The organism is Paenibacillus sp. QJM3NY_38 (genome assembly GCF_056173265.1).
The window spans coordinates 1014434-1040000 of sequence record NZ_CM149665.1; the positions used below are offsets into that span (position 1 = coordinate 1014434).

15 protein-coding genes, 1 rRNA gene and 1 riboswitch (1 of these 17 only partly in view) are annotated in these 25567 nt (G+C 51.3%); all 16 genes read left to right on the top strand.

The genetic code is table 11. The features are described 5' to 3' along the window. Nucleotides 1-8 precede the first annotated feature (8 nt). A complete protein-coding gene (locus AC0VZ8_RS04510) occupies nt 9-959 on the top strand; it encodes a carbohydrate ABC transporter permease (RefSeq protein WP_113059341.1) in 951 nt (316 codons plus the stop codon). 31 nt (nt 960-990) lie between these two features. After that, the gene (locus tag AC0VZ8_RS04515; RefSeq protein WP_071220849.1) at nt 991-1824 is read left to right on the top strand and encodes a carbohydrate ABC transporter permease; all 834 of its coding nucleotides are present in this window, start codon (nt 991-993) and stop codon (nt 1822-1824) included. A gap of 188 nt (nt 1825-2012) precedes the next feature. Further along, entirely contained in the window at nt 2013-3560 is a 1548-nt protein-coding gene (locus AC0VZ8_RS04520) for a helix-turn-helix domain-containing protein (RefSeq protein ID WP_475486152.1), read from the top strand. Nucleotides 3561-3577: 17 nt separating this feature from the next. Then, complete coding sequence (locus AC0VZ8_RS04525; RefSeq protein ID WP_475486153.1) at nt 3578-5422, top strand: sensor histidine kinase; 1845 nt, start codon at nt 3578-3580, stop codon at nt 5420-5422. After that, the gene (locus AC0VZ8_RS04530; protein WP_475486154.1) at nt 5394-6926 is read left to right on the top strand and encodes a response regulator; all 1533 of its coding nucleotides are present in this window, start codon (nt 5394-5396) and stop codon (nt 6924-6926) included. Before AC0VZ8_RS04525 ends, AC0VZ8_RS04530 begins: the two co-directional genes overlap by 29 nt. Nucleotides 6927-7052: 126 nt before the next feature. Further along, the gene (locus tag AC0VZ8_RS04535) at nt 7053-8756 is read left to right on the top strand and encodes an extracellular solute-binding protein (protein WP_475486155.1); all 1704 of its coding nucleotides are present in this window, start codon (nt 7053-7055) and stop codon (nt 8754-8756) included. Nucleotides 8757-8842: 86 nt separating this feature from the next. Beyond that, complete coding sequence (locus tag AC0VZ8_RS04540) at nt 8843-9802, top strand: ABC transporter permease (protein WP_475486156.1); 960 nt, start codon at nt 8843-8845, stop codon at nt 9800-9802. Then, a complete protein-coding gene (locus AC0VZ8_RS04545; RefSeq protein WP_007127858.1) occupies nt 9802-10761 on the top strand; it encodes a carbohydrate ABC transporter permease in 960 nt (319 codons plus the stop codon). Before AC0VZ8_RS04540 ends, AC0VZ8_RS04545 begins: the two co-directional genes overlap by 1 nt. A 57-nt stretch (nt 10762-10818) precedes the next feature. Beyond that, nucleotides 10819-15258 carry an endo-1,4-beta-xylanase gene (locus tag AC0VZ8_RS04550; protein WP_475486157.1) on the top strand — a complete coding sequence of 1480 codons (4440 nt, stop codon included), beginning with the start codon at nt 10819-10821 and terminating at the stop codon, nt 15256-15258. A 277-nt stretch (nt 15259-15535) separates the two neighbouring features. After that, complete coding sequence (locus AC0VZ8_RS04555; protein ID WP_071220842.1) at nt 15536-16543, top strand: AAA family ATPase; 1008 nt, start codon at nt 15536-15538, stop codon at nt 16541-16543. Beyond that, the gene (locus AC0VZ8_RS04560) at nt 16540-17835 is read left to right on the top strand and encodes a DUF58 domain-containing protein (protein WP_475486158.1); all 1296 of its coding nucleotides are present in this window, start codon (nt 16540-16542) and stop codon (nt 17833-17835) included. Before AC0VZ8_RS04555 ends, AC0VZ8_RS04560 begins: the two co-directional genes overlap by 4 nt. Next, nucleotides 17807-20131, top strand: a complete 2325-nt coding sequence (locus tag AC0VZ8_RS04565) for a transglutaminase TgpA family protein (protein ID WP_475486159.1) — start codon at nt 17807-17809, stop codon at nt 20129-20131. Before AC0VZ8_RS04560 ends, AC0VZ8_RS04565 begins: the two co-directional genes overlap by 29 nt. A 78-nt stretch (nt 20132-20209) precedes the next feature. Next, nucleotides 20210-21748: a glutamine-hydrolyzing GMP synthase gene (guaA, locus tag AC0VZ8_RS04570; RefSeq protein WP_071220839.1), complete on the top strand. Its 1539-nt coding sequence runs from the start codon at nt 20210-20212 to the stop codon at nt 21746-21748. Nucleotides 21749-21983: 235 nt separating this feature from the next. Then, a complete protein-coding gene (locus AC0VZ8_RS04575; protein ID WP_260069450.1) occupies nt 21984-22922 on the top strand; it encodes an NADP-dependent oxidoreductase in 939 nt (312 codons plus the stop codon). A 346-nt stretch (nt 22923-23268) separates the two neighbouring features. Next, a riboswitch (purine riboswitch) is annotated at nt 23269-23367 on the top strand. Between the two features lie 214 nt (nt 23368-23581). Next, a complete protein-coding gene (locus AC0VZ8_RS04580) occupies nt 23582-24952 on the top strand; it encodes an NCS2 family permease (protein ID WP_071220837.1) in 1371 nt (456 codons plus the stop codon). Between the two features lie 538 nt (nt 24953-25490). Next, nucleotides 25491-25567: ribosomal RNA gene (locus AC0VZ8_RS04585) — 16S ribosomal RNA — on the top strand; it runs 1478 nt beyond the window's last position.

Genomic DNA, 25567 nt, shown 5'->3' on the forward strand with positions numbered 1-25567 from the left:
GAGATGAAATGAACACGCAGCCTGCAGGAAGCTCCGGAGCCGCTCCTTCTCCGGAGCGGATTCCGGAGAGGAGAACGACCTTAAAGAGCAAGACGTCCGACGGTTTATGGGGCTACTTTTTTATCTTCCCCCAGATGATCGGCTTGATCGCTTTTTCATTGGTCCCTCTCATCTCGGCTTTTGTCATCAGCATGATGAACTGGGACGGCATGGGAGCCAAGAAGTTTATCGGTCTCCAAAATTTCGTGTCCCAGCTTCAGGATGAGGAGTTCCACATCGCACTGGTGAACACGGTGTATTACACGATTCTGTCGGTACCGACAGGCATCGTTCTCGCCATGCTGGTAGCGGTAGGCTTGAACCGGGTTCGCGGGAAGATTCTGTACCGGCTGATCTACTTCATGCCGAACATTACGATGTCCGTTGCCGTCGCCGTTGTGTTTATGTGGCTGTTCAACGCCGACTTCGGCCTTATTAACATGTACCTGCAGCAGTGGTTCGGGATAACGGGCCCCTCCTGGCTGACGGATTCCAGGTACGTGATGCCTTCGATTGCCCTGCTGAGCGTCTGGATGGGGCTGGGAGGCAACATGGTGCTGTTCCTTGCCGGGCTTCAGGGCATATCGAGAAGTTATTACGAGGCAGCCGAGATTGACGGCGCCGGCAAATGGCAGCAGCTGATCCATATTACGATACCGCTGCTGTCCCCGACGACCTTTTTCGTAACGATCATGTCCATTATCGGTTCCTTTCAGGTGTTCGACCAGTCGTTTGTCATGACCTCCGGCGGGCCGGCGAAGGCCAGTTATACACTTGTCTATCACATCTATGAGACCGCCTTTGCGGACTTTACCTTTGGCAAGAGCACGGCATCGGCGGTCATCCTGTTCGTGATGATTCTGTCGCTTACCCTGTTCCAGATGAAAATGTCCAAGCGGTGGGTGCATTACGAAGACTGATGGTCGAACCTTTAGGAAGGAGGGAAAATGAATGTTACATCGGGGATTGAGGATGTCCACCGTGGTGCTGCATATCGTGCTGATCCTAGGCGCCTGCATGATGGCCCTGCCGTTCGTGTGGATGGTGCTAAGCTCGCTCAAGGATTTGTCGCAAGTATTCGTCGTGCCGCCCAAGTGGATTCCGGACCCGTTCATCTGGTCCAATTATAAGGATTCGCTGACGGCGCTGCCGTTCGGGCGCGCGTATTTCAACAGCTTCTACATCAATATAATCGTCGTGGTTTCACAGCTGGTTACCTGCTCCATGGCGGCTTATGCTTTTGCCAAAATCACGTTCCCGTTCCGGGAGCCGCTGTTCATTCTGTTTCTGGCAACCATGATGGTGCCGGGACAAGTGACCATTATTCCGCTTTATTTGATCATGAAAAATATCGGATGGCTGGATACGCATCTGGCGATTATCGTCCCTTCTGCGCTGCTGAATGCCTTCGGGGTGTTTCTGCTCCGGCAATTCTTCAGAGGCATTCCGAAGGAAATGGAAGAGGCCGCCATCGTGGACGGCGCGAATCGCTGGACGATCTACGCCCGCATCATGCTTCCTCTAATCAAACCGGCTTTATCGGCACTCGGGATTTTTACCTTTCTCGGGATGTGGAACAACTTCTTTAACCCGCTGATATTTCTCAGCAGCACGGATAAGTTTACCGTGCCGATGATGCTGAATTTATACCGGGGCATGTATTCAACGGATTGGACACTGATGATGGCGGGGGCCTCCATTGCGCTCGTCCCGGTTCTCATTGTGTATATCATCGGGCAGAAATATATTATTGAAGGCGTTACTTTATCCGGAATTAAGGGGTAGGCGAGCTTAAGCAGCCCGTAAGCGGAGTTCTTGTATAGGAACCCCGCTTACGGGTTATTTGTGTTCTGACCAGGATACCAATATAAAGCAGAGAAGCCGCGGTATATTCTCACAGATATACTAGTATGGTAGTATGAGGTAAAATGAGTGCGCTTACATCTAACATATCATGAAGGGGGACGAGGGTATTGTTCAATGTACTTCTGGTGGACGATGAACCATGGGTTCTGGAAGGACTTCGAACCATGATCGATTGGAACCGGTTTGGATTTCAAATATGCGGAGAAGCTCTGAGCGCTCCGGAAGCGCTAAAGTTAATGGAACAGTTGAAGCCCGAGCTGGTGATGACGGATATCCACATGCCAGTCCTGAACGGCCTGGAATTGATTGAGCACAGCAAACGGATACTGCCTCTCCCTCCGAAATTCGTTATTTTGAGCGGATATGATGATTTTGGGTACGCGCATCAAGCCATGCGCCAACGGGTCGCCGAGTATTTGCTGAAGCCGATTGATGACGAGGAGATCGAGGCTGTGCTTGCCAAGCTCAGCCATGAGATCCAGGACGAACGAGACGCTGAACGCAGCTACCGGAAGAAAGCGGGCCTTGCCGTCCATCATTTGTTGAACCGGCTCATTCGTGACGAGTTGAGCCCTGATTTGGCCGAGCAAGCCAGCAAAGCGATGCAAATCCAGGGCGAGCCGCTGCTGCAGTGTCTATTGATTGAAATAGGGATTACTGAAACGGGAGTGGATTGGATCGAATGGATGGCCGATTACGGGCCCCCGAGCTTACTGGGATGCTTCCAGGACAATAGCGGGAGCATCGGAGTGGTGCTGCATGTAGAGCATTCGACTCCGGATGAGGTCATGGAGACTGCGCTGCAGTTGCAGTCTGCTCTGGCCCGGGAGCTTGAAGGGCCGGTTATCGTAGCGTTAAGCGGCACAGGGGAGGGAATCCAGGCGATCGGAAAGCTTTACAGGCAAAGCTCGGAGGTGCGCGACGATAAGCGAAGCCAAGGCCGAAGCGGCGTGTTTTGTTGCCAAGAACCGAGAGGAGCCGAGCGGCTCCGGGGACTTCCCTGCGGATGGATGGACGAATTGCTTTCCATGATTATGGCGGGGGAGCATGCGTCCATCGAGTCATGCTTGGCGCGGATTTTTGCGGCCATGCCCGATCATCTCCTCCACCTGAGGGCTTTTCAAGCCGATGTGGCCGATCTGGAATTGAAGCTGTGTCGAAGAATCGCGGAAATGAATGGAGATCCGGATCTATTCATGAACCGGCTGCAAAGGAAGCTTGGTCATCTGAGTGATGCTTGCCATAAAGCGCCGTTGAAGAATTATATGCGGTTGCTCGCGTTTGAGGCCGCTTCGCAGCTGGAAGAGTTAAGCAAGCTTAACGAGCACAACACCATTTTTCAAGTGATTCAGTATGTCGACCGGGAGTACCGGAGCAGGCTTCAGCTTCAGGATTTGGCACGACATTTCCATATGAACGCCACCTATTTGGGGCAGCTGTTCAAGAAGCATGCTGGCAAGCCGTTCAAGGAATACCTGAATGACAAGCGGATCGAGGAGGCCAAGCTGCTGCTGAAACGGAGCGGAATGAAGGTTTCCGAGATTGCGCTCCATGTCGGGTTCCCGAACGCGGACTATTTTATCCATAAGTTTAAGTTGACAACCGGGATTCTGCCCTCGAATTACAAGAATCATGTTGAAAGCAAGCAGCGCTAAACCGGGAGGGTGCCTTCATGAAGAGAATGTTCAGGCTGGGGAATTTCGTGAACGATATTCCGTTGAAAACTAAATTTTTTCTTATTTTTGTCATTGGTGTACTGCTGCCTATTCTGGTGGTCAACCTCATCTTTATGGATCGGATGTCGGAGCTGATCCGGGAGAGAGAGGAGCAGAACCTCGATATCTCGATGGAGCGGGCTAGGAAGGATATTCATAATTTCATCGACGGCGGGGTGGCTGTAAGTCATGCGCTGAGTACGGATAAGACCCTTTACGAAATGCTCGATCGCGAGTATGAGTCCCAGCTGGACTTCTACGAAACCTTTGATGAGCAGCTCCGGAATCGGGTAACGAGCTACATACCGGTTAACAACCAGATTCAGCGGATTAGCATCTTCACCGAAAATTCCACCATTGTGTCCGGTGGCAATTATCATGTGATCAACGATAATGTGCTCGAGAGCGACTGGTATGCGTTGTGGAAGAGCTCGGCCCATCCGGTGCTGGTGGCGGCATACAGGGCTACGGAGGCAAGCAATTCGGCTTCGACGGTTCCGTATTTAAGCGTCATTGAGAAGATGGATTATTTTGATAGCTATTCCACTTATGAGAAGCTGCTTCGCATCGACATCGACCTGAGCAAGATCTATGACGTCATTGTACGGGAACGCGATTACCTGGATATGTATTTGGTGAACGAGAACAATGAGATTATTATGTCGGCCAGCAGCGGTTATGAAAGAGGGAAATACAGCGCATATTCGAAGCTTGATCTAGAGCAATACGATGAAGAGGATCGGCATGTGTTCTCGATCGGAACGGCCAGGTACGTGAAGGGGTGGAAGCTGATCGGCATCAACCGGGGGAGCCGGATTACGAGCGCAATGCTGGATATGCAGCTGTTTACCGTTGTATTGGCAGCGGTTGTTACGCTGGTTGCGGCGATCTTTATTACCGTTATGCTCCGGTCCTACAATTACCGGGTGAAGCGTTTGTCCCGTCATATGCAGAAGGTGAGCAACGAGAAATTCGACCTGATTGAACTGGACGAAGGCCGGGACGAAATCGGCGGACTCATCCGGAATTTCAATCAGATGACAGCGAAGATGAACTCCCTGATCAACAATGTGTACAAGCTGGAGATTCAGAAGAAAAGCCTGGAGATGGAGCGGGTTCGGGCTGAATTGAACTTTTTGCAGAGCCAAATGAATCCCCATTTCTTGTTCAATACCCTGAATGCGATATTGGTGGTCTGCACGAAGAACCGATACACGGATGTGACGGATATTATCAAAAGTTTGTCCAAGCTGCTTCGCAGACTGCTGAGCTGGAGAGAGGATTTGGTCTCCGTGGAGGAGGAAATCAGATTTATCGAAATGTATCTCAAAATCGAAAAATTCCGCTTTCGGGATAAATTCGAATATCAATTCAACATCGATATGGAAGCGCTTCATTATAAAATTCCGAAAATGAGCATTCAGCCGCTCGTTGAGAATGCATGCAAATATGGCCTGCAGGCGATGGATGGAGCGGGTCTGGTGACTATAAGCGCTTCGGTTGCCCGTGAGTATCTTCGCATCGTCATTACGGATAGCGGTAAGGGCATTGAGCAAAGCAAGCTACGGGACATTATTCTCTCGGTTCGCAACGAGCAGTTCTCGGGCAACAGCTTCGGCATTCGAAACGTATATCGGCGGCTGGAGCTGTACTACGACGATCATGTCATTTTCAACATTGCCAGCACCCCGAATCAAGGGACAACCGTTTCATTCGAGATTCCGATCCGGCTGTTGGAGTCTCGGGAGCATGAAGGCGGAGAGGGGGAGAACCATGCCATTCAAAGTGCTGTTGATCGATGACGAACCGGGTGCGCTGGAAGGGCTGGCGCTGTGGATCGATTGGGAACGCTTGGGTTTTAGCGTCTGCGGAACCGCGGGTAACGGAGTGGAAGGCTTGAAGATGATTCATGGGCTTGCGCCGGATTTGGTCATTACCGATGTAAACATGCCGCTAATGGACGGGCTTCATATGATTGAAACCTGGCAGGAGCATCACCGGGATAGCGGTGTGAAATTTGCCATCATGAGCGGCTACAGTGAATTTGAATATGCAAGGAAAGCATTGCGGCACGGCATCCATCACTACATGCTGAAGCCTATTATTGCAGAGGAAGCCGAGGAGGAGCTCGGCAAGATTCATACTGAGCTGATGCAGGAGCATCGCAGATTGAGCCTGAGCGCGATTGCTAAGAGGGAAGAGGATGCTTCGCTGATCATGCAAACGCTTCTGGAGATGCCGCTTAGGGCTAGCCGCCTGTCGAGGCTTCAGGTTTTATCCTCCGCCCATCAAGAGTGGAACGTATGTCTGATCCAAGCAGAGTCTGCCTTGTTTCCTGACGTCAGGGAAACCGTCGCCCGCTTGTCCGCCCACGCGAATTCGGAGTATGTCATCGATCTGGAATCGAACCGGCTTGGTTTGGTGTACGGTTATTCCCCTGACAACGGGATCGTACCCTCAGGCACGATCCGCGAGCTGGTCCGCCATTATGCAGGACAGCGGCTGTTTATGGCTGTAGGAGAAGGCCAGCAGTCTCTGGTGCATATCCGTCGCTGCTACGAAACCGCCAGGGAAGCCATCGAGCATCAATTTTACGATCCGGCGTACGGCGGGATAATTTCATATGAAGAGGTACGGGATCGGCCGTTTCATTATCGTTACCCCACGAACCTGATGGATGATGTCATCAGGTCCGTGGAACTCCTCGACAAGAAGGGATACCGCGAGGCTGCCGGATTGGCTGCGTCCAGGTTTGCGGAGCAGCGAATCGCGCCGGGGATCGTGAAGAAAATGGTGATCCATGTTTTGTATAAAATCATGGATTTGGTGAGGGAGGCGGAAGGTGCGGAAGCTCGAATCCTGGCAGCCAAATCCAATGCAGCTGGATTAACGGACGGAACCTTCCATTTGAACGACTTGATGGGAGAGCTGCTGCGCTTCGGGGAAGAGTGCATCGAGCTTCTTCTCAAGGAACAGGCCCGGCATTCGCAAGGCGTAATCCAGGAGATTAACGATTATATTCGGCAGCACTACCGCGAGAATCTGACCATTAAGCGATTGGCGGAGCTTTTTTATCTGCATCCCGTCTATCTCGGCCAGCTGCTGATGCGTAAGAATGGGATTGGCTTCAACGAACTCATACATAATTTGCGGATTGAGGAAGCGGCCACGCTGTTGAAGCAGAACAAGCTGAAGAACAGCGAAATCGCCGAAAGGGTCGGCTACGCCCACTACAACCAATTCCTTAAGCATTTCGAAAAAAGATGGGGCATGGCACCGAATGAGTTCAAGAAGAGGATGTTCTAAAGTTTTTAAGGTTAATGCTTTAATTATAGTATAGTCCGCATTTGAAAGCGCTTTTACAATAAAGGAAGGTTACATGAAGAGGCGTATCGACCAACGGTGTAACCACATTATGACGGAGGTGCTTTTATGGGGGGTAAGACAAAATCATGGCTTCGGCTCAGCACGGTGTTGCTGTTGTCGCTTTGCATCGTCCTTACGGGCTGCGGGGGCGGAAACGGGAATAGCGGGGCCCAGCCGGAAGCAAAGGACTCCGCAGAACAAACAACACCCGGGACGGACGGGGATAAGATCGAACCATTTGAGGTGAGTGTTTTTATCGGTCAGCCCGACCAGCAACCAACACCTGACAACAAGATTTATAAATTAATCAGGGAAAAGACAGGAGCATCCTTCAAATTCGAGTTCCTGGCAGGCGATATTGACCAGAAGCTCGGCGTTATGATTGCAGGCGGCGATTATCCGGACATGATGACAGCGAATCAAAAGCTGACAGCTGCCGGTGCCTTTATCCCGCTCGAGGATTTGATTGAAGAACATGCGCCAAACTTGAAGAAGCATTATGAGAAGTACTGGAACATGATGAAAGACCCGAATGACGGTCATATTTACAATCTTCCAAACTACGGTGTAACGAATGCGGACGTTAGCTCGTCTTGGTATTCGGGCCCGGCTTTCTGGATTCAGAAGGACGTGTTGGCAGAGGCGGGATATCCAGAGGTTAAAACCTTGGATCAATATTTTGACTTGATTAAACAATACAAGGAAAAGCATCCGACCATCGACGGTACGCCGACGATCGGCTTTGAAATTCTGAACTATGACTGGAAAAACTGGGGGCTGTTCAATGCTCCTCAGCATTTGATCGGTCATCCGAACGATGGCGGTGTGGTCGTTAAAGATGGCAAGGCGGAAATTTTTGCCGATAAGGACTATGCCAAACGCTATTATAAAAAGCTGAACGAGATGAATGCCCTGGGCATCATCGACAAAGAAACGTTCACTCAAAACTTCGACCAGTATATGGCGAAAATCTCCAGCGGCGCAGTTCTTGGTATGTTTGACCAGCACTGGAACTTCCAAAGCGCAGAAAACGCGCTGATTACCCAGAAGAAAGATGAAAGAACATATGTTGGTCTTCCGCTTGTATTTGATGAAGGCATCCGGGATCATTACAAAGATCGTCCGGCTCTAAACCTCAATAACGGATTCGGGATTACGGTCAATGCATCCGAAGAGCAGGCTATCAGAATTATTAAACTATTGGATACGCTGATTCAAGAAGATTGGCAAAAAATCTTGGCCTGGGGGATCGAAGGGGAAGATTACATCGTCAAAGATGGCCGATTCATGAAAACGCAAGAGCAGCGCGATCAGTTTACCGATGCAACCTGGAAGCTCGCGAATAAAGCCGATTCCTTCTACGGCCAAGCCCCAAAAATGGAAGGTTTATTCTCGGACGGCAACGCTACAGATGCGGCTGCCCAGCCTGAAGAAATTCTGGCAGGCATGAAAGAGTATGACAAGAACTTCCTCGCCCAATATGGATTCAACAGCTATGTCGACTTCTTCAGTCCGGCTCCCGAGAACGACATCGCTTACCCGGCATGGTCTGTCGACCTGGTAGACGGATCTGAAGCGAAAATCGTGAATACGAAGCAAAATGAGTTGTCCACGAAGTACTTACCAAAAGCCATTCTTGCTAAACCGGAAGAATTCGACAGCGTCTGGGATGAGTACGTCACTGATATCCGCAAGCTCAACATCAAGGCTTATGAAGATCGGATTAATGAAGTGCTGCAATGGAGAAGAGACACTTGGTCTGTTAAGTAAGGCAACGGAAGGTACATGAATCGGAAACGGGAAGGCTTCATGCCTTCCTTGTTTACGAAATACGGGGTTTTGGGGAGAACAAACTTATGGAAGAGACCTTTGTCAAAGACTCTGCCGTCCGGAAGCCTAAGACAAACAAGAAAATCACCTGGGCCGTACTCAAAGAACAGAGACAGTTGATCTATATGTCGGTGCCTCTGATGGCTTACATCATCTTGTTTGCCTACGTTCCTATTTGGGGATGGACCATGGCTTTCCAGAACTACAAGCCGGCTAGAGACTTTAGTGAACAGACGTGGGTAGGATTTAAACATTTTGAATTTCTTTTTAAGGATGAAAGTTTCCTGCAAGTGCTTCGCAATACGCTCGCAATGAGTGTTATCAATATGATTCTCGGCTTTACGACTGCAATTATCCTTGCATTGTTACTGAATGAAATCAAGAAAGTATTTTGGAAAAGAACCGTACAGACGATCTCCTATCTTCCGCACTTTCTATCCTGGATCATCGTAACCGGGATTGTGGCGACGAGCTTGGCTTCGGACGGAATCATCAATGATGTCCTTATGAAGCTGCATCTCATCAAGGAGCCGATCCAATGGCTCAGTGAAGGCAAATACTTCTGGGGAATCGTCGGAGCGTCGCATGTTTGGAAAGAAGTCGGCTGGAATACGATTATATATTTGGCTGCGATGGCATCCATCGACCCGGCGCTTTATGAGGCTGCCGATATGGACGGGGCAAGCCGCTATCGGAAAATGTTCCATGTTACTTTGCCGGGCATTAAGCCAACGATCATTATTCTGTTGATCATGCAGGTCGGTCACATTCTGGAAGCAGGCTTCGAGGTTCAATACTTGCTGGGCAACGGTCTTGTTGTCGACTGGTCGCAAACGATTGACATTTTCGTGCTGAAGTACGGGCTTGCCCAAGGCAATTACTCATTAGCAACGGCTGCCGGTATATTTAAAACGGTCGTTAGTGTGACGCTGTTATTGATTGCAAACGGAGTCGCGAAACGGCTAGGGGAAGAGAGGCTGCTATAATGGCAAATCAAACAATCAGCCCTGGGCCAGCAACTGCTGCCGCAGCGCCTAAATCCGTCAGAAAAAAAAGAGTAGAGCCGATCCTTTTTAATACATTCAATACCTTGTTTATGATTGGTCTTGTCGTTGTCACATTATATCCGTTTCTGAACACGATCGTCGTTTCCCTGAATGCGGGGAATGATACGATCCGGGGCGGAATCTATCTCTGGCCGAGGGAATTTACCTGGCAGAACTACAAGGCGGTATTTGCTTCGGGAACGATATATGACGCGTTCTGGATTTCCGTGGCACGAACGGTGCTTTCAACGTTGCTGAATCTGGTCTTGACCACGATGCTGGCGTATACGCTGAGCCGTCGGGAATATGTATTCCGCAAGCCGATTACATTGATCTTTATTCTGACGATGTACTTTAACGCCGGCTTGATTCCTGGATATTTTCTGATGAAGGACTTGCACCTGCTGAATTCGTTCTGGGTATATGTGATCCCGTCGATGATCAGCGCATTCAATATGATCGTTATCCGGACGTATATCGGAACGATTCCGGAAAGCTTGGTCGAATCGGCAAGAATTGACGGAGCCGGAGATTTTAAAATCTTCATCCGGATCATCTTCCCGCTGTGTAAGCCGGTGCTGGCAACCATTGCGCTGTTCGTGGCCGTGGGGGCTTGGAACTCCTGGTTCGATGCATTCATCTATACCTCCTCCCGCCAAGAGCTGAGCACTTTGCAGTATGAGCTGATGAAGCTGCTGTCATCCAGTATGAACGCGAACAGCAACCCGGCAGTGGCTGCAGGAGCCGGGATGACGCAGGACGCTGCGGTGAACATGGTAACGCCGATTTCGATTCGCGCTGCCGTAACGGTCGTGGCATCGGTTCCGATTCTGCTGGTTTATCCGTTCATGCAGAAATATTTCGTAGTCGGATTGAACGTGGGCAGCGTCAAGGAATAATCCAGGTTTCGCTATATGACAGACCATAAATGCAACTAATGAGGAGGCAAGCATTTCGTGTCTAAGAGAACAATCATTAGGAGGATCAGCCTGATGCTGATCGCGTCCCTGCTGCTCATTCCGCCCAGCCGGAGCGCAGCGGCGGTTGATCCGGCTCAAACGCCCGCTGATCAGGATCTTGTGATTCACCAGCATTTCGATGGCGGGACGGAGGGGTGGTTCAAACGGGGGACGGAGACGGTGACCTCGGCTACCTATGCATATGAAGGGACGGGGAGCCTGCTGACGGAGGGAAGGACGGCGAACTGGAACGGCCCGGGGTTTAATCTATCCGCCACGAATCGTCTGGACAAGGGGGCTACCTATGAAATTTCCGCTTATGTCCATCTGAAGGAAGGCACCCCAGGGTCTCAAAAGCTTCAGCTTGCGATCCAGCAAACGGGAGCCGAGCCGGAATATGTGAACTTCAGCAGCCCGGTTGATGTAACCGCCGACGGATGGGTGGAGGTAAAAGGCCGTTATAAATACGATGCTAATGCTTCGGCCCTGCAGGTGTATTTGCAGAGCCCGAGCAGTCCGGACGCCGCTTATTATATGGACGAATTCAAAGTCCGGCTGATTGAGCCGGCAACGGACCCGGGCGATGGGACGCCGGGAGAGCATACGGTCGTATGGGATTTTGAAGACGGAACGACGATGGATTGGGGACCACGCGATTCGGAGACCGTAGAAGCTGTCCCAGAAGCAGCCCATAGCGGCGGCTACGGCTTAAAGGTCCATGATCGGACGAACAGTTGGAACGGGCCCAGCCAAGACGTTAAAGACATCATGGTGAGCCAAAAAACGTATACGATCTCAGCCTATGCGAGGCTTGAGCAGGCGCCTGCCGCTCCGGTCAAAATATCCCTTTCGATGGAGAACAAAGCAGCGGGCGCAGCAGAAACGTCCTATACGACCGTTGCCTCAGCCTCCGCGAGCGGCACGGAGTGGGTGGAGCTGAAAGGAACCTTTGGCTTCACTTCGGATATGGAAACATTGAAGCTGTATATGGAAACCTCGGATCTTTCCAATTTCTATATCGATGACATTAAGCTCGCACTGCCGGGCTCGATTCAGACGGATATTCCCGCGCTGAAGGATGTGTATGCGGATTATTTCGAGATCGGGGCAGCCGTGGAGCCCAAGCATCTGTCCGGCGTGCACAAGGAGCTTCTGGATTACCATTACAACTCGCTTGTTGCCGAGAACGTGATGAAGCCGGAATCTCTCAGTCCGAGAGAGGGAACCTATAACTTTACCAACGCGGATCTCATCAGGGATTATGCCAGGGATCATGGCATGAACCTCCGGTTCCATACGCTGCTGTGGCATCAGCAAGGCGCCGAATGGATGCTGAAGGATGATCAGGGCCAATATCTCGAAGCCACGCCGGAGAATAAAGCGCTCGTCCTTCAGAGGCTGGAAGCTTATATCCATGAGGTGGTCGGCCGCTACAAGGGAGATGCCCGCGATTGGGACGTCGTGAATGAGGTCATTGACGAAGGGCGTCCGGACGGCATGCGGGACAGCCAGTGGTACCGGATAACGGGGCTCGACTATATCCGGACCGCCTTTCATGCGGCACGAGATGCAGCCGGACCCGAGGCCAAGCTCTACATCAACGATTACAGCACGCACAACCCGAAGAAACGCGATTATCTGCTGAATCTTGTAAAACAGCTGAAGGCGGAAGGCGTTCCAATCGATGGCGTGGGCCATCAAACGCACATCAATATCAGTGGGCCGTCCATCCAGCAAATCTCGGATTCCATCCGGATGTTTGGCGAGGCCGGCTTTGATAATCAGCTTACCGAGCTGGACGTTTCGGTGTACACGAACAATACCGACACCTACCAGACCGTTCCCCAGGAATTGCTCGATAAGCAAGGCTATCGGTACAAAGAGCTGTTTGAAGAATTGAAGCGGCTGGATCAAATGGGCGCCGATGCAGGCGTGGAAGGGGGCTGGATCAGCAATGTCACCCTTTGGGGGATCGCAGACGACCATACCTGGCTGCATGACCGTCCCGCGGGTACGGGACGACAGGATGCCCCGTTTCCTTTTGACAAGCAGTATCAGGCCAAGCCAGCCTATTGGGGGATGGTCGATCCTTCCAGGCTAACGATAGTAAGAAAGACCGGAATGGCCGTGGAGGGGAAGGCGGTTATTGACGGACAACCGGATTTCGCCTGGAATCTGGTTCCGTCATTTAAGACGGAGCAGCTTGGCTCGCTATCTGCCGAATTTAAGACGCTATGGGACAGGGACCATGTCTACGTCAAGGTTGACGTGTCGGACGGCTCGATATCTCCCGGAGATCAGGCCGAAATATTCGCTGTAGTGAACGGTGCTGTGCAAAAAGCCGAGATTCAGCGTGGAGCCGCCAATACGGTCGAGACCGTTGCAGGTTACGCAGGGGAAGCCCTCCTCCAGTTAAACGGAGCAGGAGCGCTTGGCGACGAGATTTATTTCGATGTCCGAGTAACGGATTCCGGTTCGGATGACGGCTCCGAGCATGGCAAGAACGGAGCGGTGGTGTCCTGGAGCGATCCAAGGCATGCCCAGGACAGCGATCAGGAGGGACTCGGCATTCTAACGCTCTCTGCTGCGCCGAAATCGGCCCAGGCCGGCTATGGCACCCCAACGGTAGACGGCGAACTCGACGGTATCTGGAAGGATGCCGGGGAACTGGCAACCGACGTGTGGGTCGAGGGAAACAGCGGCGCGACCGCCACATTCCGGACGCTATGGGATGAGAATCACCTGTACGTTTATGCCATCATTAACGACAGCTTGTTATCGGATGCGAGTCCCAACGTATGGGAGCAGGATTCGGTAGAGATTTTTGTGGATCAGAATAATGGAAAGACGGATGTTTACCAAGAAGATGATGGACAGTACCGGATGAACTTCAACAATGCGCGTTCCTTCGGCGGTCATGCGGGCGAGGATAATTTCGTTTCCGCTGCGAAGGTTATCGAGGGCGGATATGTCGTTGAAGCAGCGATCCGCTTGGATAAGATCAAACCTGAGAAAGGGACGGTGATCGGGTTCGATTTTCAGGTGAACAACGATGAAGACGGCCAAGGTACAAGAGACAGTGTGGCCATATGGTCTGATCCGACCGGCCAATCCTATCAGAACACGACCCGATTCGGCGTGCTGGAATTTACGAAGAGCTCCGCTCCCGGTGGAGGAGATGGAGACGGCGGAGAACATAGTGGGGGCGGTAACGGCGGTAACGGTGGAAGCGGCGGAACTGCGGGCGGTGGCGGAAGCAGTCCGAGTCCAGCACCAAGCACATCTTCACTCGAAATCCGGAACCATGACGGGCGGATTATAGTTGGAGTCTCGAGCCGAGTGCTTCAGCAGGCAATGGAAAAGGCAGTGGCTGGAACTACCGGAACGAAGCGGGCGCTTGTTAACGTTCCGGCGCAGAAAGGAGCCCAGTCCTATGACATTCTGCTGCCGGGTAAGTGGCTGCTGGAGAATCCGCAGGCAGTTCTCCTAGTCCAAACGGAGTTCGGTACGCTGGAAATGCCAAGCGTGTTGATTCAGGGGACCGGTGTAACGGATACGGAAACCGTAACGCTGCGTCTGGAGAAATCATCGGGCGGCAATCTGGATGCGGCCCTTCGCGAGAAGATCGGCGATCGTCCGGTGTTCCGGGCAGAGGTTCTTGCTGGCGAGCGGGCTTTGTCCTGGAAACAGGGCAAGCATCGTCTCATCTGGTCGATGCCTTATTCCCCCACCGAGGAAGAGCTTGCACGACCGAATCATATCATGGTTTGGCATATCGACTCTAACGGGCGCGGGGTTCCGCTTTCCACCAGCCGGTATAACTCCGCAGGTGGGATCGTTCGTGCTGCGCTGCCGCATGGCGGCACGTTTGCAGTCGCCTCCGCATTCAAGACGTTTCATGACCTGAAGCATGTGCCGTGGGCGATCGATGCAATCGAAACGATGGCATCTCGCGGGATCGTTCAAGGTGAGACCGAAACAAGATTCAATCCGTTGAAACCGATTACTCGAGCCGAATTCCTCGTTATGCTCGTACGCGCGTTGGAGCTGGAAGGCTCTGGCGAAGGCCGGGCAGCGTTCGGAGATGTTTTGCCTTCGGCATATTATTACGAAGACGTGCAGATCGCCGCAGAGCTTGGGCTCGTTCAAGGTGTCGGAGGAAACCGTTTCTTGCCGGACACGCCAATGAAACGCCAGGACATGATGGTAACGACGCAGCGTGCTCTGGAGGCAGCCGGCAAGAAGCTGGAAGGACAGAGGTCACTGGATTCTTTTGCTGATGGGGATCAGGTCGCCGAGTATGCTAAATCGAGTGCAGCAGCGCTTGCAGGTTCGGACATCGTGAACGGAATGAACGGCAAAATCGAGCCGAAAGCATACTTTACGCGTGCTCAGGCGGCTGTGATCCTTGACCGGATCTGGAATTGGAATGATTAAGGCTGTGAATGGTTAATACGATGATCGGACTTGAACGATGAAAGCCTGAATGAAAATTATGAATGAGTTTGGAGGCCAGCCGTGAGTAACGGGCTGGCCTTTTCTGTGTAGATGCCGGATTAGGCCAGGCGGACCGTACGCTATAAATCATGCAGGACAGGCCAATGCTTTTCTAGTAAATGACGTCTATCTTCTTGCTTTCTTGGAAAACCTATTCATAGATTCAAGATTCCAAGTTACCGCTATCTAATAATCTATGAATATAGGTTGGGGGTTGATGTTCTTGTTTAGTTCATCCGTTCATGCTGAAGAAGCGAACCACCCGGAGTGGGCACCCGAGCTTCTGGGGAGAGTTACCAAACGGATCGGGAGTGTCATTGTCGGACATGAGGAGCAAATCTCGTTAACGATGATTGCCTTGCTGGCCGGAGGACATGTGCTGCTGGAGGATGTGCCAGGAGTCGGGAAGACCATGCTGGTGAAGTCGGTGGCCTCGTTAATTGGCTGCGATTTCAGCCGCATTCAGTTTACGTATGACTTGATGCCAGGGGATATTACAGGGGCGTCGGTCTATTATCCGCATACGGGAGAATTCGTATTCAGGCCAGGACCCGTGATGTCCAATATTGTGTTGGCCGATGAGATCAACCGGGCATCACCGCGGGCGCAATCCGCGCTGCTGGAGGCGATGGAAGAGGGGCGCGTCACCGTGGACGGCCATACGTATCCGCTGCCTGCCCCGTTCTTCCTGCTGGCAACGCAAAATCCGTACGAATATGAAGGCACAAGCCGCCTGCCGGAGGCGCAGCTGGACCGCTTTTTGATGAGATTATCGCTGGGTTATCCCAATATGGAAGGTGAATTGGAGCTGCTGGAGCGGGGGATGGGCAGTTCCAGACTGGACGATCTGAAGCCCCTCATGATGGGATCCGAACTCATACGAATGCAGCAGATGGTTTCCCGTGTATTTGTGGATGACACCATCAAACGTTACATGGTCAGTGTGGCCGATGCATCCCGAAAACAGCAGGGTGTGTCCTTAGGGATTAGTCCGAGAGGGACATTGGCGTGGCTCCGCGCTTCACAAGCGGCCGCCTTTTTGACAGGACGAATGTATGTCATCCCTGATGACTGCCTGCGTGTTGCCGTTCCTGTCCTCACCCACCGGCTTCATCTGTCTCATGAGGCACGCGCTGCCGGCATAACTCCTTATGAAATGGTGGAGTCCATCATTACGAGGTTTGATCTGCCGCGCCAGCGAAGCCGGAAGGGGAATCCGTCATGAAACGCCGTCTGCTGGAATGGTCGAGAGGAGTGGCCATCTGGTCCGTTTCTTTGGGTCTTTATGTTTGGTTAGGCGGTGAATCGCTGCGTCTTGTATGGTGGGCAAGCACCATTCTATTGCTTGGCGGAGCTTTGACGAGTTTGCTGGGCCCAACACGAATCACCATTTCGCATACAAGCTCCCCTTCATGCATACAGGCGGGAGATTCTGCTCAGATGACGGTTCAAGTAACCTATCGTTCTCTTCTGCCCGTGCCGTGGCTTATCATAACCGACCGGATCGGCATCAGGGAATACCGTAAGCTGCTGTTCCCCGCCATGAAGCGAAGGCTCGAGTATACCTACAGACTGAACCAGGTTCCCCGCGGAGTCTGGTCTTCGATCTATAGCGAGGTGGAATGGGGCGATATGTTCGGCTGGTTCAGAACAAGCCGGAGCGTGCAAAGCGATACTGGCGGCATAATTGTGCTGCCAAGACCCGCCGAGTGGCCGGAGGCCCAAGTGCCCATGCATGGAAGCGATATGGACTTCGAAGATGAACGGGTACGCTTCCATGTTTGGAATGAAATGAGAGGATCGGGCGTGCGCGACTATGTTCCCGGTGATCCCATGAACCGGATTCATTGGAAGAATTCCGCGAAGCTGGGACGCCTGCAATCCTTCATGCCGCATGAGGGGTATGGATCAAGGCAGGGGGTTGTGCTGGATACATCGCTCCAAGGGTATGCAGGTCTTGGCGCCTTGAAACCGGAGGATGCATTTGAAGACGCGGTATCTGCGGCAGCAGGATTTGTATCCCGGCTCATCCGCTACAAAGTTCCCTATCAACTATATATCGATGGGGCTGGGATAGATCGGCGAAACGAATACAAGGACGTGTTCAAGGGGCAGCAGGACACGTTAGTTCCGTTTGCCTCCGTTCAGCTAACCGGGAACGGTCCTGTAAGGGACCGAAGCTTCGAGAAGTCTCTTTCTCCCTCGCAAAAGAATAAGGATTGGGCGATTATTACGGGCGTTTTTCATGAGGGAGCGGCTGTCGCAGCAATCCACCTGCTGAATGAGGGCAGCAGAAAGGTTACCATCTTCTGTACGCAAAGTGTAACGCGTTTGAAATCGGCTGGCAACTCAGGCTTAGAGGTGAGTCCATTAGAGAATCAGGCGTTGCCTGAGTGGGCACGGGAGTTTTTCAACAAAGGCGGAAGGCTGGTTTACTTGCATGAAAAGTGGACAGAGAGGAAGCCAATGAAGATAGGAGGTGCCGACCATGAGCGGACCGGGAAGCTCGCCCGTTAGGGATGGAGGCCATCGTAAGGCCGGAATATCCGGAGCCTGGAATGTACCCTCTATTTTCGTCTCCCGATTGACGCACGGAACACTTCTTCATCGTATATTGATTACGCTGCCGGTTATGGGACTGCTGTCAGAGTGGCTATTGCCGCTTCGGGATGCAGGTGACATGGGCAGCCATCTTATGCTGCAAACCTTATTCATCTGGGCTTTATTCTTGCTGCTCCAAGGATTGTTTACGCTGCGGGGCTGGGTATGGCTGCCGCTGAACGCCGTTCTGGTGGTCTGGCTGTGTGCCCGGTTGTTTGAATATAACCATCCGCTGGCATGGCTGTCCGATTATGCTTCGGAGACACTTCCGGGTGACGTTTCGGCATTCGGAAATGCGTGGGAGTTTACTGCCTTAAGCCAGGAGACGAGAACGATCATCCTGCTTGTCGGCTGGGCAATCATGGTATCCGCGGTCCATATGCTGGCTTTGTATCGCCGAACCGTGTGGCTGTTTGGCGGCTCGACGCTGGTTTATTTGGCGGTGCTGGAATCGGCCATGGAAGAAAGCATCTATGGCGATATGCTGCGTGCGGTGCTGTACATTTTGCTGGCCCAGGGCATGATGTTGATCCTAAAGCTGAAGCAGGAAACTGTGGAGGGAACCTCTTTTGAATTGGACATCCCTGAGCCTGTTCGATCCGGCCGCTTGTCCGGGCTGCCTGTGCTTCGCTGGAGTCTGGTGGTGCTGCTTACTTCCGGTCTGATCGCCGGTATTACCCGAGTGGGAGGAGCTATTAGCGAGCCGTCGGCCGGTGTGGGATTAACGGTGTCCGAAATGGCGGCACGTCTGACGGGATGGGGAGACCTTGTCTGGGGAAACAGGGAACCGTCGATTCCTGCCTCCCAGGTTGCCGGATATGCTTCCCAAGGAAAAGATTTGGGAGGTCCGTTAACGCTGAGTGATGCGTTGTATTTTACCGCGCAGTCGCCTGAACCGACTTATTGGCGAGGAGACACGTATAATCGGTATGATGGACGGAAGTGGGAGGCGGATCCTTCAATCCGCAAACCCGTGAAGCTGTCCGAGGACCTGAGCGGCATCCTGCCCTATTGGGAGCGTCCTTCCGGGGACAAGCTTGTTCAGACACTGACTTTTGAACAAGATACTCCGATCCAGTCCGTGCTGTCAGGAGGCATTATTACCAGCGTAAAGGAGATCCATTTCTCCAAAGAGAGAGGTACACCGAGGCTCGCCGTTGACAGGCTGTCCGAAACGGTATCCTTGCAGGGCGAAAGGGCGGTATCCGGTTATACCATAGAAACTTTATATAGTCAGCCTGAGGAGCAATCGCTTCGCAGTGCGACCAACAACGATCCCGAATATATGAAGGAAATGTATCTGCAGCTTCCCGAGCAACTGCCCCTCAGGGTGAGCGATTTAGCAAGGGAGATCACATGGGACGCTGAGAACAGGTATGAAAAGGTGAAAGCTATCGAATCCTATTTGGAGCAGAACTATACCTATTCCCTGCAAACGTCCGTGCCTCCGGAAGGCAGGGATTTTACCGATTATTTTTTGTTTGATACGAAGGAAGGATACTGCGTTCATTTTGCTACGACGATGACCGTGCTGCTCCGATCCGAAGGCATCCCGGCACGCTACGTGACCGGATTTGCACCGGGTGAGCGGGTGGCAGGTACGGTTGACCGTTATGAGGTAGCCCAAAAGAATGCGCATGCATGGGTTGAGGTTTTTTTTCCGGGACAAGGCTGGGTGCTGTTCGATCCGACCCCGGGCTTTAGCATCGAGCAGATGTCCACGCCTCCACTGGTTGGTGATTCCGGTTCTGCCGGGCTTAAGTACTGGAACAGCCTGTGGAACTCCATGATTTACGGAGCCGTTAAAGTACTCTTTCTGATAACCGCCATCGGTCCTGTGATGTTTGGGGGCGTTCTACTATTGGTTCTTCCCATCCTGGTGGCGGTTGTCTATCGAATTCCGACAGTGCGCCAAAGTTTGGCCTTTCTGAGGATGGCCAGAACGATAGCGGTCAGCGGGCGGGAGGGACTCGTATCGATCTCGGTATGGGTTTGGGACAAGCTCCAGCGAAGGTTTGGAGATTTGGAAAAAGGGCAGACCATGCGTCAATACGTCAATGCCTTGTCGATTGCCGATGCCGAATTCAGGGCGGAGCTGGAGCAGTTTGCGCAGCGCTGGGAGCGGGCGGCATACGATGACGAACCGTGGTCCCGTACCGAAAAAGTACTCTTTTTACGCCAATGTATTCGAATTGTCAAAAAACTGGCATGAAAACAAAAGGCCCTCTTTCTTGACGGTATGAATTAGGGTTGCGTATAATTAATTTCATTAATCAAGGGAGGCCCGGTAATGAATAAGCCTAATGAAATCATCGTCGTTTTAGACTTCGGTGGACAGTACAACCAACTTATAGCACGACGCATTCGCGATCTCGGCGTTTATAGTGAGCTTCTGCCATACAACACGTCCGCTCAGAAAATTAAAGAACTTTCCCCGCGCGGCATTGTTTTCTCAGGAGGTCCTTCCAGCGTGTATTCCGAGAATGCACCTCATGTGGACCCCGCCATTTATGACCTGGGACTGCCGATCTTCGGCATTTGCTACGGCATGCAGCTGATGGCTCAACAGCTGGACGGAAAAGTAGAACGTGCTTCGAAACGTGAATACGGCAAAGCCGAATTGGAGTTTGCTCCGAACTCGACGCTTGTCAAAGGGATTGAGCAAAAACAAACGGTATGGATGAGTCATGGTGATCACGTGGTATCGCTGCCTTCCGGCTTTAAGCTGGATGCAGGAACGGAATCCGCTCCGATCGCCGCAATGAGTAACGAGGATAAGAAGCTGTACGCCGTGCAGTTCCATCCGGAAGTTCGTCACTCCGTCCATGGCAATGAAATGATCAAGAATTTCTTGTATGAAGTGTGCGAATGCGAAGGCAACTGGAGCATGGAGACTTTTATCGAGGACCAGGTCCGTGAAATCCGTGAAGTCGTTGGCGAGCAAAAAGTGCTGTGCGCGCTGAGCGGCGGCGTGGATTCCTCCGTTGTGGCCATGCTGATCCACAAGGCAATCGGCGATCAGCTGACATGCATGTTCATCGATCATGGACTGCTGCGCAAGGGCGAAGCTGAGAGCGTTATGGAAACCTTCGTCGGCAAGTTTGATATGAAGGTCGTTAAGATTGACGCTCAGGAACGTTTCATGTCCAAGCTGAAAGGCGTAGACGATCCGGAGAAAAAACGGAAAATCATCGGCAACGAGTTCATCTACGTATTCGATGAGGAGTCCAGCAAGTTTGATGATTTTGCATTCTTGGCTCAAGGCACGCTGTATACCGATATCGTGGAGAGCGGTACGGACACGGCGCATACGATCAAATCCCACCACAATGTCGGCGGGCTTCCAGAAGACATGAAATTCACGCTGATCGAGCCGTTGAAAGCTCTCTTTAAGGATGAGGTTCGTAAAGTCGGCGAGGAGCTGGGCTTACCGGATGAGATCGTTCACCGTCAGCCTTTCCCTGGCCCAGGTCTTGCGATCCGCGTACTGGGTGAAGTAACGGAGGACAAGCTGCAAATCGTTCGTGATTCCGACTACATCCTGCGTGAAGAGATCGCGAAAGCGGGATTGGATCGCGAGATCTGGCAGTATTTCACGGCGCTTCCGAACATGAAGAGTGTCGGCGTCATGGGTGATGCACGTACGTATTCCTACACCGTAGGCATCCGTGCCGTAACCTCCATTGACGGCATGACAGCGGACTGGGCACGTATCCCATGGGATGTGCTGGAGAAAATCTCCGTTCGTATCGTGAACGAAGTCGAGAACGTCAACCGTATCGTGTATGACGTGACTTCCAAACCGCCAGCAACGATCGAGTGGGAATAGTTTTTATACAGCTGTACTAAACCCAAAAACCTTCAAATCCACACCTGTGGAATTGAAGGTTTTTTTATGTGTGCTTGTACGACCAAAACCGTTCTCCTCTGGACGGGTAAATGCCATTGGTTTTATTGCATGCATCTTTTGTGAATTAAGATAAATAATACGTTAGGGTGCAAAAGTCAGGTGCGAGCGTTAAGGGAGGCTGAACCAAGACCTAAACCCGTGAGGAGGAAAAAGAATGAAAGCTATCGTCATTGATCGTTATGGGGGCAAGGAAGAACTACAGGAAAGAGAAGTACCTACCCCTTCACCGGAAGCGCATCAGGTCTTAGTTAAGGTGGCCGCCACCTCGATAAATCCAATAGACTGGAAGCTCCGTGAAGGCTATTTAAAACAAATGATGGATTGGGAGTTTCCGATTATTTTGGGCTGGGATGTTGCCGGGACGATTTCGGAAATTGGGGACGAGGTAACGGATTGGAAGGTGGGAGACGAAGTGTTTGCCCGTCCGGAAACGACCCGTTTTGGCACATATGCCGAATATACTTTGGTGGATGATCACCTGCTGGCGCGTAAGCCTGCTGCTATCTCATGGGAGGAAGCCGCATCCGTTCCGCTCGCAGGACTGACGGCTTGGCAGGCGCTGTTTACACATGGTGAACTGACCCATGGAGAGAAGGTATTGATTCACGCAGGCGCAGGTGGCGTTGGCATGTTCGCAATCCAGTTTGCCAAACAAGCGGGCGCCTATGTGATTACGACAGCCAGTGAGCGTAATCATGAGCTGCTGGCTTCACTCGGAGCTGACCAGATTATTGATTATCGGACGACCCCTTTTGAAGATGTTTTATCGGATGTGGATGTCGTGTTCGATACGATGGGCGGTGACGTTCAGAAGAACAGCTTTAAAGTGCTGAAGAAACATACCGGGCGAATCATATCCATTGTCAGCGATTTTGATGAAGAGTTGGTAAGACAATACGACGTAACCGCCAAAAATATATGGCTGGATCCCAATGGTCAGCAGCTTCAGGAAATAGCCGCCCTGTTGGAGCAAAAAAAAGTAAGATCCATAGTTGGAGCTACGTTTCCTTTTTCGCAAAAAGGGCTCTCCGATGCCCACGCATTAAGTGAGACCCACCATGCTGTCGGTAAAATAGCTATAAGTTTCTCCTAAGGAGCACAGTGACCCCTGTTTCATCCTGCGTGTGGAAACCATCCGGTTTCAATCGCGTCTGCTGTCATCGAGTGAAATGAGAGGGCTAGGTGGGGATCGTAAGGACAGCTAAGATTTGAAAATTGAAATCGAATGTACCTCGCGAGCGGATTTGAGTGGTTATGTGCACATTGTCCCCTGTTCCGGGGGTGTATTTTGTCGTATGTAGTTCGGTTGTCCTAGAATGAATAGGTTGTGGAATATCAAATCCCGAACGTTTCTTTAAATTGACAGGTGCAATATTCGTTTTTGTTATTGACAAGGTTGGGCTTCTCGTCCTAGAATATGTGTAGAAACTGACATGACAACTACAAATAACGAGCTTTTTCGTATAATCCCGGGAATGGGCCCGGGAGTCTCTACAGGTCACCGTAATGATCTCGCTACGAAAAGAAGAGCGGCAATATAATGATGCGGACTCGTCCAGCATTCGAGATATCGGCCAGCAAGATGGAGCAGCGTTCCATTAAGCAGCAGCCGGTTATTCGATAAGGATGCTGCCCTGCAGCATGCGAATGATTGTTTTGCGGCTCTTTTTTCAAGCGACGGCCCTGGGGATTTATCCTTAGGGTCTTTTTTGTATGTTGCCGGTCATTAATTTTAAGGGGGATATCTCTACAATGGAGCGTTTCTTTAAACTAAAGGAACACGGAACAAATGTAAGAACCGAGATTATCGCAGGCTTGACGACCTTTATGACCATGGCTTACATCCTGCTGGTCAACAATCTGTTCCTGGGACCTGATGGCGCAGGTATTCCGCAGGAAGGCGTATTTTTCGCTACTGCAGTAGGTGCCGGTCTCGTGACGATGGCCATGGGCTTCTTCGTTAACATTCCGGTTGCGTTGGCACCAGGTATGGGTTTGAACGCGTATTTCATGACGGTTGTATTAAGCTCGAACGGTGCGATTACTTGGCAGGCCGCACTCGGTGCAGTATTCATCTCGGGTATTGTCTTCATCATTCTCACGGTAACCAAAGTCCGCCAAATGCTGCTGACTGCAGTTCCGAACAACTTAAAGATTGCTATTACCGTCGGTATCGGTTTGTTCATTACCATCGTAGGTCTTAAGCTGGGCAACATTGTGACGGCTTCCATTAACCCGGGAACGGATATTACTCATCCGGTACCAGGCGGTGCCTTCAATCTTGGCCTTGGGAATTTCGTTGAGAACAAGGATACGCTGCTTGCGATCATCGGGCTGTTCCTGATCGCCATCCTGATGGTCCTGAAACTGAAAGGCGCTCTGCTTATTGGTATCGTGCTCACGACGCTGATTGGTATTCCGATGGGAGTAACCGATCTGTCAGGTCTAAGCACTGCAAGCTGGATTCCTTCATTTGATAATCTGGCTGTCGGACAGATGGACTTGAAGGGCGCGCTTGGCATTGGTCTTATCGAAGTTATTTTCATCTTTACATTCGTTGAACTATTCGATACGTTCGGTACATTGGTTGGTACCGCAGGTCGTGCGGGACTCCTCAAGAACAAAGAGGAAGGCGAGAAGAAGCTTGGTAAAGCGATGCTCGTGGATGCCGGCGGCGTAAGCGCAGGCGCATTCCTTGGAACAAGTACGATCACAGCTTTCGTAGAAAGTACTTCGGGTGTCGCCGAGGGTGGACGTACAGGCTTGACCGCTGTTACTACTGGCGTACTCTTTATACTGGCATTGTTCTTGGCTCCGATTGCTCTGGTTGTTCCTTCGGCTGCTACCGCGCCGGCACTCGTAATTGTCGGTGTGCTGATGATGAGTCAGGTTCGGGATATCGAGTGGGATGATTTCATGCAGGCATTCCCGGCATTCTTGACCATCATCCTGATGCCATTCACTGGCGGTATCGCTAACGGCATCTCTGCTGGTATCATTGCTTATGTCATCCTTGCAGTATTCGGCAAGTTGATCGGACGCACAGATACTAAGGTGCATTGGCTGATGTGGATCTTGTTTGTGATCATCCTGATCCGATACGCTTTCCTCGGTGCCGAGTAGTTTCGGAATACTACTATATAAATGAATAAATAAGTGAAGGCTTCGGGTTCTATCCGGAGCCTTCACTTTTTATGTCTGCCAATGCAGGTATGGGTAATTGCTAAAATAACAGGATGTTGGGGAAGCTAGGGTTAAGTTAGTCATATTATTATAGAAAGGTTCTGTCACCGAGTAGACGTGTCATCAAGAGCATTCTATTAGATAGAGAGCATTCTATGAAAAAACTTTTAAAAAAGACTTGCATTCAGGATCTGCACATGGTATATTATATTTCCGGCCAAGAAATACGGTCGAAACAAACGCTTGGGACAACAAGCCAAAATGAATTTGAAAAATTAAATTCAAAAAAAGCTTGCAATGATCGAGCGGATGTGATAAGATATAAGAGTTGCTAACGAGATAAACTGTTGGCGACAAACGAAGAAGTTGATCTTTGAAAACTGAACAACGAGTGAGTAAAACGAACCACTTTGGTGGGGAGTTGAAATAGAGAATTGAACAAATTCTCGTCAGTTAAGAAATGAGCAAGTCAAACACTTTATTGGAGAGTTTGATCCTGGCTCAGGACGAACGCTGGCGGCGTGCCTAATACATGCAAGTCGAGCGGACCTGATG